The sequence below is a fragment of the Rheinheimera sediminis genome (assembly GCF_004005375.1).
GTDB lineage: Bacteria > Pseudomonadota > Gammaproteobacteria > Enterobacterales > Alteromonadaceae > Pararheinheimera.
The window spans coordinates 26,703-38,895 of record NZ_RZUF01000011.1 but is presented as its reverse complement, the minus strand read 5'-3'; the positions used below and the strand labels follow the sequence as shown (position 1 = coordinate 38,895).

At 47.0% G+C, this 12,193-nt stretch carries 7 protein-coding genes; all 7 read left to right on the top strand.

What is annotated here, in order from left to right; all coding sequences use genetic code 11:
• Positions 1 to 580 precede the first annotated feature (580 nt).
• The 7 genes from folE2 (at position 581) to EMM73_RS08800 (ending at position 12,192) form a co-directional block, all read left to right on the top strand.
• Positions 581 to 1,507 (top strand): GTP cyclohydrolase FolE2, encoded by a 927-nt coding sequence (folE2, locus tag EMM73_RS08830; RefSeq protein ID WP_127686076.1) that lies wholly within the window; start codon positions 581 to 583, stop codon positions 1,505 to 1,507.
• 496 nt (positions 1,508 to 2,003) lie between these two features.
• Entirely contained in the window at positions 2,004 to 6,470 is a 4,467-nt protein-coding gene (gltB, locus tag EMM73_RS08825) for a glutamate synthase large subunit (RefSeq protein ID WP_127686075.1), read from the top strand.
• Between the two features lie 11 nt (positions 6,471 to 6,481).
• Positions 6,482 to 7,894, top strand: a complete 1,413-nt coding sequence (locus EMM73_RS08820) for an FAD-dependent oxidoreductase (RefSeq protein ID WP_127686074.1) — start codon at positions 6,482 to 6,484, stop codon at positions 7,892 to 7,894.
• Positions 7,895 to 8,148: 254 nt separating this feature from the next.
• The gene (locus EMM73_RS08815) at positions 8,149 to 10,056 is read left to right on the top strand and encodes a propionyl-CoA synthetase (RefSeq protein ID WP_127686073.1); all 1,908 of its coding nucleotides are present in this window, start codon (positions 8,149 to 8,151) and stop codon (positions 10,054 to 10,056) included.
• Positions 10,057 to 10,100: 44 nt separating this feature from the next.
• Positions 10,101 to 11,129 carry a DUF2804 domain-containing protein gene (locus EMM73_RS08810; RefSeq protein WP_127686072.1) on the top strand — a complete coding sequence of 343 codons (1,029 nt, stop codon included), beginning with the start codon at positions 10,101 to 10,103 and terminating at the stop codon, positions 11,127 to 11,129.
• Positions 11,130 to 11,205: 76 nt separating this feature from the next.
• The gene (locus EMM73_RS08805) at positions 11,206 to 11,457 is read left to right on the top strand and encodes a TIGR03643 family protein (protein WP_261373366.1); all 252 of its coding nucleotides are present in this window, start codon (positions 11,206 to 11,208) and stop codon (positions 11,455 to 11,457) included.
• Between the two features lie 9 nt (positions 11,458 to 11,466).
• Positions 11,467 to 12,192, top strand: coding sequence for a cupin domain-containing protein (locus EMM73_RS08800; protein WP_186435171.1), 726 nt, complete (start codon positions 11,467 to 11,469; stop codon positions 12,190 to 12,192).
• Position 12,193: the final 1 nt, after the last annotated feature.

Here is a 12,193-nt window from a genome sequence, read left to right as displayed (position 1 = left end):
ATCTTTTTACGCCTCTCTGCGTTGCTCTGTCTAGCCATAGCTTGCTATGGCGTACGACAAAGCGCCTTGAGATCCATAAAAATCTGCACATTCAGTCAGAAAAGAGTTTTGCTATTTGAAAAGATACTTTTACGCCTTTGATTTTATTGATTAAATCAACATAGGTCGACACTCGTTATCCCGAGTTCAGGTTATTTAAAGATGCAGCTTTGTTGACTGCCTGCTCTCAGCCTTTTTGATTGTAGATAGGATTAGCTGCTGGGGTCGCACGCTGTTGTCAACGCCCTGCAGCAGCAATTACTTTGGGTATAGCTGTTGTTAAGAGTTGAATTTACATTACTGCATCCCAATTTAGCGAATATCCGACAAATTTAGTCGGGTATTCGCTTTTTTCGTTTAAGCTATTCGAAAAAAATCAGCTTAGAGTGCACAGATTTTATACCGGCCTGAGCGGCAAATTATGGTATAAAGTGCGCCAAATTTTCAGCAAGGCGTTTTCAAAACCCTACCAAATGTATGCTGTGGTTTCAGCTATAACAGGGTTTGAAATTCTTTGCATTTGACCGACATTGGAGTATTCATGCCGACCACTATGCCAGATGTAGCTAACCATTCCTCCGCCACCACTGAAGGTATTTTAGAATGGGTTGGCATGAGCCAAATTGAACTGCCCTTAATGTTTAGTGTGGCAGGCGAAGCACCACGCCAGGTCAGCGCCAAAGTTGAAGCTTTTGTAAACTTAAAAGATCCAAAAGCCAAAGGCATTCATATGTCGCGGCTTTATCTGCTGTTAGATCAGCTATCAACAGAATCAAGTTTAAGCTTTGCGACCTTAAGCGAACTGCTGCACGGATTTATCAGCAGCCATGAAGACTTAAGTACTCATGCTTTTGTGAAGTTTGACTTCGAGCTGCATTTACGCCGCAAAGCACTGATCACTGAAAAACAAGGCTGGAAAGCTTACCCTGTGACTATCATAGGCCAGTTGAAAGACGGCAAGTTAGGCGTAGAGATGAAGGTCAACGTGCCTTACTCATCAACTTGTCCTTGTTCAGCCGCCTTAGCACGCCAGCTTATTCAGGACGCTTTTGTCGCTAAATTTGCAGGCCACGCCCAAGTCAACGCGGAACAAGTCAAAGACTGGTTAGGCACCACTCAGGGTATAGTAGCTACGCCGCACAGCCAGCGTTCTATTGCTGAAATAAAAGTACAGCTGAACCATAAAGTCACAGACTTCCCTGTCATTGCTTTAATTGACGCTATTGAAGATGCGCTGCAAACTCCGGTACAGGCAGCAGTTAAACGCGCAGATGAGCAAGAGTTTGCCCGCTTAAATGGGCAAAACCTGATGTTCTGTGAAGATGCTGCCCGTCGTTTAAAACACGCGCTAAATCAATTGTCAGAATTTGATGATTTCTGGCTGCGGGTGAATCACTACGAATCTTTGCATGCCCATGATGCAGTTGCTGTCACAGTGAAGGGTGTGTCACAGGGTTATCACGCATAAGTTCCGCATAAAAATATAGTTAGAATTACAAAAAAAGGCCGCAATAGCGGCCTTTTTTTTTAGGTTATTGCCTTTAAACCGCTAAAAACCTCCTCTTTATGTAATTTTATTACAAACCAGCCAATTTACCGACTCAGATAAAATAGTCAGTTAAATGCGGCAGACTGGTCTTGCAATTTCAGGCTGAACTGGGTATATCTAACTGGTTATTTATGGATAGACGTCTAAACGCCATAAAAACAACAATGCGGACCACCTAACTGACTGAAAGCATAGCTGTTGTTTTCTTTCAGGGATAAAAACGCCAAATAAAAGAATAATAATTCACAAATTTTACATTTATACCCAATTCATTTGATATTGCAGCCTGACGACAAGTAAAGAAGTTTCATAGCCCTGGTGATACCAGGTAACTGAGGCAACTGAACAGAATCAATAAAGCTTCAATTTCAACTGAGAAGGTGAAAATTTTCAGGACAAGTTTGGAGGAAGAGTCATGGCGTTGTATCACCACAGTCAGGCAAGAGAGAACTGTGGCTTTGGTCTGATCGCTCATTTAGAAGGCGTCGCCAGCCACCGTATTGTGCGCACTGCAATCAGCGGTTTAGACCGTATGCAGCACAGAGGTGGAATTTCAGCGGATGGGAAAACAGGTGATGGTTGTGGCCTGTTAATGCAAAAACCCGATAGTTTTTTCCGTGCTGTTGCAGAGGAGAAAGGCTGGGTTTTGGGTAAAAAGTATGGGGTGGGCATCTTCTTCTTTAGTCAGGATCCGGTGAAAGCCGAACTGGCGCGCGCTATTATTGAACAGGAAATTACCCGCGAGACTCTGACCTTAGTCGGCTGGCGTGATATGCCAACAGACTCGTCAGTGCTGGGTGATTTAGCACTTACTTCTATGCCACAAATTCGTCAGGCCTTTGTCAGTGCCCAGCCAGGCTGGAGCGAACATGATTTAGAGCGTCGCCTTTATATGGTCAGACGCCGTATCGAAAAGCAGCTGACTGAGGATGCAGATTTTTACATTCCAAGCTTTTCTTGCCTGGTCACCGTATTTAAAGGCCTGATGATGCCGGCAGATTTGCCGCGTTTTTATCTGGACTTAGCAGACGTTCGGATGGAAACCGCCATTTGCGTATTCCACCAGCGTTTCTCTACTAACACTATGCCACGTTGGGCTTTGGCTCAGCCCTTCCGCTTTTTAGCGCATAACGGCGAAATTAATACCATTACAGGCAACAGACAATGGGCCCGAGCCCGTCAGTATAAGTTTTCGTCGCCTTTATTACCTGACTTAGCCACTGCAGCACCTTTTGTCAGCCAGTCAGGCTCAGACTCCAGCTCTTTAGATAATATGCTGGAATTGCTGCTGGCCGGTGGTATGGACTTATTCCGAGCTATGCGTTTGCTGGTGCCGCCAGCATGGCAAGGCAATAAGGTGATGGACGATAACTTAAAGGCCTTCTACGAGTTTAACTCCATGCATATGGAGCCTTGGGATGGTCCTGCCGGTATTGTTATGACCAATGGTCAGCACGTAGCCTGTAACTTAGATCGCAACGGCTTACGCCCTGCCCGCTTTGTTATTACCAAAGACAAATTAATTACGCTGGCTTCTGAAGTTGGCATCTGGGATTACACACCTGATGAAGTGCAGGAAAAAGGCCGCGTTGGCCCGGGCGAAATGCTGGCTGTGGATACGCAGACAGGAAAAATCTGGCGCTCAGAAGAAATTGACCAGGATTTAATGGTTCGCCACCCTTACCGCAAGTGGTTGTCCAGCAACGTGCAACGTTTAGTGCCTTACGAGCAGTTTGAAACTGACTTAATAGGCAAGCGTGTCTTTACTGACGATCAGATGATGGTGTTCCATAAGCTGTTTAACTACAGCTATGAGGAAATTGAACAGGTAGTAACTGTACTGGCTAAAGACGGTCAGGAAGCTGTGGGTTCTATGGGTGACGATACGCCAATGGCGGTGTTGTCGCAAAAAACCCGTACTTTCTATGACTATTTCCGTCAGTTATTTGCCCAGGTGACTAACCCTCCCATAGATCCGCTACGTGAAGCTCACGTGATGTCACTGGCAACCAGTATAGGCCGTGAGCACAACGTCTTCAGTGAAACTGCAGGTTATGCCCGCCGTATTCAGTTTGAATCTCCTGTGATGATGTACAGCGATTTAAAACAGTTAAAAGCGGCTGACGAGAAATACTATAAACACCATACGATTTCGCTGAACTTCGATCCGAACGACGAAGATATGGAAACTGCAGTGCGCCGTGTGTGCGCTGAAGCAGTGCGTGTGGTGCGTGAAGAAAAAGTGGTGCTGGTGATTTTAACAGACCGCCGTATCGAACAAGGCTTGATCCCTATTCCGGCCGCTATGGCTGTGGGCGCAGTGCATCATGCGTTAGTGGATAACCAGTTACGCTGCGACTCGAACATTATTATCGAAACAGCAACCACTCGTGATCCGCATCACTTTGCTGTGCTGGTCGGTTTAGGCGCCACAGGTATTTATCCATTCCTGGCCTATGAAACTATTGAGCAGTTAGTGGAAAAAGGCAGTCTGAATATGACCGCCCGTCAGGCGGTGCTGAATTACCGTAAAGGTATTAACAAAGGCCTGTACAAAATTATGTCAAAAATGGGTATTTCGACTGTAGCGAGTTATCGCTGTTCGAACCTGTTTGAGGCTGTGGGTATTAATCAGAATGTGATGAAGCTGTGTTTCCCTGATTTACCTTCACGTATTCAGGGTGCAGACTTCGCTGACTTCCAGCAAGACGTACAAATCCGCGCCAACAGTGCCTGGTTAAAACGTAAACCACTGAATCATGGTGGCCAGCTGAAATACGTGCATGATGGCGAATACCATGCTTATAACCCTGATGTAGTGCAAAGCCTGCAAAAAGCTGTACGCAGTGGCAAATATGCCGATTACAAAGTCTATTCTGACTTCGTCAATCAGCGCCCTGTAGCGCATTTACGTGACTTATTCAGCTTAAACAAAGCCAATGCTACTCCTGTCGATTTAGAGCAAGTGCAAGCTGCTGAGCAGCTGTATCCTCGTTTTGACAGCGCGGCTATGTCTATCGGCGCCTTAAGCCCTGAAGCTCATGAAGCTTTGGCTATAGCGATGAACCGCTTAGGTGGCCGTTCTAACTCAGGCGAAGGTGGTGAAGATCCACGCCGTTTTGGTACTGAGAAAAACAGCAAAATTAAACAGGTGGCCTCAGGTCGTTTTGGTGTTACACCACATTATCTGGTAAACGCTGAAGTGATTCAGATCAAAGTAGCCCAAGGCGCTAAGCCGGGTGAAGGTGGTCAGTTGCCTGGTGAAAAAGTAACAGCTGAAATTGCGCGTCTGCGTTATTCGGTGCCTGGTGTCACTCTGATTTCACCACCACCACATCACGATATTTATTCGATTGAAGATTTGGCTCAGCTGATTTTTGACTTAAAACAAGTCAACCCTGAAGCGCTGATCTCAGTGAAATTAGTGTCTGAACCTGGCGTTGGTACTATTGCAACTGGCGTGGCTAAAGCCTATGCCGATTTAATTACCGTATCAGGTTATGACGGTGGTACAGGTGCAAGCCCGCTAACCTCAGTTAAATACGCTGGTTCGCCTTGGGAGCTGGGTTTAGCTGAAGTGCATCAGGCATTAGTTGAAAACGGTTTACGTGACCGGGTTCGCCTGCAGGTGGACGGTGGCTTAAAAACTGGTTTAGACGTGGTCAAAGCCGCTATTTTAGGTGCCGAAAGCTTTGGTTTTGGTACTGGCCCTATGGTGGCTTTAGGCTGCAAATTCTTACGGATTTGCCACCTGAATAACTGTGCTACAGGTGTAGCGACTCAGGACGCTACTTTACGCCGCGATCACTTTAACGGCTTACCAGAAATGGTAATGAACTACTTTAAGTTCTTATCGCATGAAGTGCGTGAACTGATGGCAGAACTGGGTGTCACCTCGCTGGAACAGTTAATAGGCCGCACTGATTTACTTTCTGTGCGTCAAGCTGAAACGCAGAAACAACTGAAATTAGACCTGAGTCCTATTTTATTGGCCTCTGGTGTCAAATCAGATAAATCCTTGTTCTGTGTACAAAATAACGACCCATTTGACGATGGAGCCTTAAACCAGGAACTGGTGAAACGCTGCAAAGAGATGGTATTACATAAAACCGGTGGCCGTTTAACTGTGCCTATCCGCAATACCGACCGTTCAGTGGGCGCGGCCTTATCCGGTTTTATTGCTCGTCATCATGGCAATCAGGGCATGGCAACAGACCCTATAGTCGTCAACTGCGTAGGTACTGCAGGCCAGAGCTTTGGCGTCTGGAACGCTGGTGGTTTGCATTTATCCCTGCAAGGTGATGCCAACGACTATGTAGGTAAAGGCATGACAGGTGGTCAAATTGCTATATTCCCACCTAAGGGAGTCAGCTACGCCAAAGACGACGCCACTATTGCAGGTAACACCTGTTTATATGGTGCAACAGGTGGCCGTTTCTACGCTGCTGGCCGCGCTGGTGAGCGTTTTGCCGTAAGGAACTCAGGCGCCATAGTAGTTGTAGAAGGCACAGGCGATAACTGCTGTGAATATATGACTGGTGGTGTGGTACTGGTATTAGGTCAGACCGGCGTTAACTTTGGTGCTGGTATGACAGGCGGTTTTGCCTATTTATTAGATGAACAGGATGACTTATGCCTGCGGGTGAACCCTGAACTGGTGGAAGCGCTGGATGTCAGCACACCAATTCTGCAGGAACACTTACGTAGCTTGTTGCATCAACACGTTGAGGCCACCGGCAGTGAAAAAGCGCACCGGATCCTGACGGATTTCAACAACTACTTAAGCAAGTTCAAACTGGTTAAACCCAAAACAAGTGACGTCAATACCTTGCTTGGTCACCGCGCACGCTCTTCCGATGAGCTGCGGGTTCAGGCGATGTAAGGGAGGCAACTATGGCACAGAATGTTTATCAATTTATCGACGTAAAGCGGGTTGACCCACCAAAGAAGTCACACCGTGAGCGGACCATTGAGTTCGTAGAAATTTATCAACCTATGACAGATACCCAGGCCTCAGGTCAGGCTGACCGTTGCCTGGACTGTGGTAACCCTTACTGCGAATGGAAATGCCCTGTACATAACTATATTCCGCAGTGGCTGAAGCTGGCAAACGAAGGCAAGATTATTGAAGCGGCTGAATTGTCGCATAAAACCAATAGCTTACCTGAAGTGTGCGGCCGGGTTTGCCCGCAGGATAGATTATGCGAAGGTGCCTGTACTCTGAATGAAGGTTTTGGTGCAGTCACCATAGGCTCTATTGAAAAGTACATTAACGACAAAGCCTTTGAAATGGGCTGGCGGCCGGATTTATCAGCCGTGGTGAAAACCGGTTTGAAAGTGGCGGTAATAGGCGCAGGCCCTGCTGGTTTAGCTTGTGCTGACGTACTGATCCGTAATGGCGTTACCCCAGTGGTATTTGACCGTTATCCAGAAATTGGTGGCTTGCTGACCTTTGGTATTCCGCCATTTAAACTGGAAAAAGACGTACTGAAATTACGCCGTGAAATTTTCACTGCTATGGGTATTGAGTTCCGTTTAAATACCACAGTGGGCGTGGATGTCAGCTTTGACAGCCTGCTGCAGGAATACGACTCAGTATTTCTTGCTTTAGGTACTTACACCCCAATGCAAGGTGGTTTAGTTAACGAAAAAGCACCTGGCGTCTATGAAGCCCTGCCTTATCTGATTGGTAATATCAACAATCTGATGGGCTGGCAGACAGAACACCAGTATGTGAATCTGGCTGGTAAAAAAGTAGTGGTGTTAGGCGGTGGTGACACCTCAATGGACTGCGTGCGTACCGCTATTCGTCAGGGTGCCAGCAAAGTCACATTGGCCTATCGCCGTGACGAAGCCAGCATGCCGGGTTCGCGCAAAGAAGTACAAAATGCCCGTGAAGAAGGTGTGGAATTTATGTTTAACCTGCAGCCACTGGGCATCAAGTTAAACAACGAAGGCCATGCTTGTGGTGTGGAAGTGGTCACTACTGCTATGGGTGCTGCCGATGCCAAAGGCCGTCGTAACGCCGAAGCAGTGCCTGGTTCTGAGCAGGTGTTAGAAGCGGACGCTGTGATTGTCGCTTTTGGTTTCCAGCCAAGCCCACCGCAGTGGTTAAAAGATATGGGTGTAGCGCTTGATGACAAAGGCCGCGTTGTGGCCAGCGAAAAAAGCACCTACCCACTTCAGACCAACCAGCAAAAAATCTTCGCAGGTGGCGATATGGTGTTAGGCTCAGACCTGGTAGTCACAGCCATAGCTCAGGGCCGTAAGGCGGCTGAGGGGATTTTGGACTATTTAAACGTCTGATTTTAAATCGGATTTACTGTAGGGGCGGTTGACGGGCAGGGACAAGCCCAGCCCCTACAGTACCCGCCTGTCTCGCCAATGTATCAATAAAGGGCATCAGCTAACACTGATGCCCTTTTTGTTTTATGCTCTGTTTGACTGGGCTACACCTAAAGTCTATGCACCTTAAGTCTAAGTTCGCTTCGCATCATAATTCGCTAAAGTAAGGCGATCATAAAAGCATAGCTATAACTAAAATCTGACAGGGTACCTCTATGACAGCAAGCACCTCACTTTATCAGCAGCATAGCGAGCTCGCAAAAACAGATCCAGAGCAGTTCTGGGCTTTACAGGCCAACACACTGGCCTGGTATCAAAAGCCGACCAGCATGTTAAAAAAGCTGGATGATCATCATTACCAATGGTTTAGCGACGGCGTGATGAACACCTGTTATATGGCGCTGGATCATCAGATTGAACAAGGCCGTGGCAATCAAACGGCTTTGATTTACGACTCCCCTGTCACAGGACAAAGTAAAAAATACAGCTACTTGCAGCTTTGGGATCAAGTGGCGCTTTTTGCCGGTGTACTCAAAGCCAATGGCCTGGAAAAAGGTGACCGGGTAGTGATTTATATGCCGATGATCCCAGAAGCGGCCATAGCTATGCTCGCTGTCGCTCGTTTAGGTGCTGTGCATTCTGTTGTTTTTGGCGGTTTTTCCTCACATGAACTGGCGATGCGTATCGATGATGCAGAGCCAAAACTTATTGTCAGCGCTTCCTGTGGTATCGAAATTAACCGCATTATTGCCTATAAACCGCTATTGGATGAGGCTTTGCAAAAAGCCAGTCATAAGGTGAATTGCAGTATTGTCTATCAGCGTCAGCAGCAACCTTGTGATTTAGTCCCTGGCCGTGATTTGGACTGGCAACAACAAATGCTATTAGCAGAACCTGCTGCCTGCGTGCCAGTGCTTGCTACAGATCCGCTTTACATTCTGTATACCTCAGGCACTACAGGCAAACCCAAAGGGGTTGTGCGGGATAATGGCGGCCATGCAGTGGCATTAAATTACAGTATGCAAGCTGTGTATGACACCAAACCAGGTGACGTATTCTGGGCAGCTTCAGATGTCGGCTGGGTGGTTGGTCACTCTTATATTGTGTATGCGCCTTTACTCTCAGGCTGCACTACAGTGCTGTACGAAGGCAAACCTGTATTTACGCCCGATGCCAGTGCCTTTTGGCGGGTCTGCGCCGAACATAAAGTCAATGTGTTATTTGCCGCTCCCACCGCCTTTAGAGCTATTCGCAAAGAAGACCCTGAAGCGGCACTTCAAACTTATGATTTATCTGCACTGAAGTATATTTTTATGGCGGGCGAGCGACTTGACCCTGCCACTTACCATTGGGTGGTCGAAAAGATTGGCAAACCAGTGATCGATCATTGGTGGCAAACCGAAACCGGCTGGCCTATCAGCGCCAATCCAGCTGGGCTTGAATTAATGCCTGCCAAAGCAGGTTCATCCACAGTGCCTGTACCAGGTTTTAATGTGGACATTCTGGATGAAAGTGGCTTGCCTGTGCCTGCCAATCAGCAAGGTTATATAGCGCTTAAGCTGCCGTTACCTCCTGGCTGTTTAAGCAGTATCTGGGGCAATGACGAACGTTTTGTCGATGGTTATTTGTCCACTTTCTCTGGCTACTACGCCAGCGGCGATGGTGGTTATATAGATGAGGATGGCTATTTATTTGTCATGGGTCGCACTGACGATGTGATTAACGTAGCAGGCCATCGTTTATCCACAGGTGAAATGGAGCAAATAGTCGCCAGCCACCCTGCCGTTGCCGAATGTTGTGTAATAGGTATTTACGAGGCCATTAAAGGCCAACAACCTTTGGCTATGGTACTGGTAAAAAATGGTGTGGATATCAGTGAAAGCCAACTTGAGACAGAGCTTGTTGCTATGGTGCGACAAGAAATAGGCGCTTTGGCTTGCTTTAAAAAAGCCATTATAGTCCAGCGTTTACCTAAAACCCGCTCAGGCAAAATATTGCGTAAATTGCTACGCCAAATAGCCACTGGCAGTGACTATACAGTGCCATCCACCATAGACGACCCGGCCTGTTTATCAGAGCTTGCAAAGCTGATGCAGCAAAAGGATTTAATTGGCACAGCCTGATCACTTTGCAGTAAAGTAAAACAAAGGTTTTACTAAGATGCATTATGAGCAGATATCAGCCACTACTGACCAAAGCACCAGCACAACTTATTCAAGCCAATGGCCAACCGGCCTTTGGTTTGTTTGATGCTTCAGTTGTGGATTTTAATCTGCAGGATTTTATTTATCAGAATCTGATGGATAACAAAGCCAGCGCCCTGGCCCGTTATTTTCACTATAAGCAGTTTCAGTTTATTTGTGTCACAGGCTCTGACTGGTTACTGGCTGTCGCTATTGCCGATATTCGTTATGCCAACTCAGGTTTCGCGTATTTGTATCGCTTTGACATGAACCTGGCTGTCAGCAAAGGCTTGTTATTGCCCGGAGCTTTGGGCTGCCGGATGAGTGATTCGCCCAGTACCGGAGAAGCCAAACAACAGTTTGGAGCTTACCAGGTAACAATAAAAACCAGCCTAACTGACTGGCAATTGAACATAAATACCAAAGAGTTAAAGGCCAGTTTAGCCATAGAAAAAGCCAGCCAAATGCCTATGGCTTTATGTGCGCCTACAGGCTACAACGGCTTTACTTACACCGAAAAATCCAATGGCTTAAAGGTGACTGGCTCACTCGAATTTCAAAGCAAAGCCTTGGATCTAGCTCAAGCGTTAGCTGGTTATGATTTTTCAGCAGGTTTTATGCGCCGCCACACCAGCTGGCGCTGGGCCAGTGTCAATACAATGCTTGAAGGTAAAGCTTTTGGTTTGAATATGGCTGCTGGAGTGAACGAAACCGGGCTTTGTGAAAATGCGCTTTGGTTCGGTGGCCATATTCAGCATCTCAGTCCTGCCACTTTTGTGTTTGACCGTAAAGACCATACAAAAGCATGGCAAGTCGGCAGTCTTTGCGGCGAAGTTCAGCTTGAATTTACACCTTTGTATTGCCGTCAGGAGAAGGTCAATATAGCTTTACTTGCCAGTAACTTCCGCCAGTATGTTGGGTTTTATAGTGGTTTTGTGTGGCTTCAAGATGGCACAAGATTGGAACTGAACACTGTAAAAGGCCTGGCAGAAGATCATTATGCCAAATGGTAATTTATGGCTTTGTATTGGTCTGTATAGCCACAACTCACGTAAAGACAGCACCAGCCAACAGACGAAGTAAAGCAAAGTGAACCGCTACAGTCCCGAAGAATTATCCAGAATTATTGAAATGGCATGGGAAGACAGAACACCTTTTGAAGCCATAGAGGATTTGTATGGTTTAAACCAGCACCAGTTGATTGAGCTGATGCGTAAAGAGCTAAAACGCAGCAGCTTTGAGTTATGGCGTAAACGCACCACAGGCCGCACTACCAAACATTTAAAGCTGCGATCTCCAGAAATTAATCGTGGCTACTGTCCCACTCAGTACAAGAGATAGATCGTTAAAATGACTTTATTACCCTGGACTCAAATGAGTGCCGAAATAAATACTGATTTAAGTCAGCGCATTGTGCAAACGCCAGAGCAAGCTCTGTGGTTCGAATCTCCGGCCAAAGATATTCACAGAAGGCCTTTAGATAGAATAGGTGCGGAAGTCGCCAAAGCGACCAGCCTAGTGCGCTATTTACCCGACAGCCAGTTTGCCTCACACCAGCATGGTGGCGGCGAAGAAATTCTGGTATTGGAAGGTACCTTCTCCGATGAAAATGGCGATTACCCAGTTGGCACTTACTTACGTAATCCACCCGGCACCTCTCACGCGCCATTTTCCAAAGAAGGTTGCTTACTACTGGTAAAACTGTGGCAATTCAGCCAAGACGATACAGAGCAGTTGTGTATACGACCCGAACAACAGCATTGGTTGCCGGGTTTAGTGCCAGGCTTACAGGTTTTACCCTTGCACCAGTTTGATGGTATCAACACAGCCTTAGTGCGCTGGGCACCCAACACCACTTTTCAACCTCATGTGCACGCAGGGGGTGAAGAAATTTATGTACTCGAAGGGGTGTTTCAGGACGAGTTTGGTAGTTACCCAAAAGGCAGCTGGTTACGCAGCCCCCGCTGGAGCAAGCACCAGCCTTTTACTGGTGCTGAAGGCGCACTGATTTATGTCAAAGTGGGGCATTTAGGGGCACAATTGCTGGGAGACCAACTCAAGCCACAAGACCAATGAT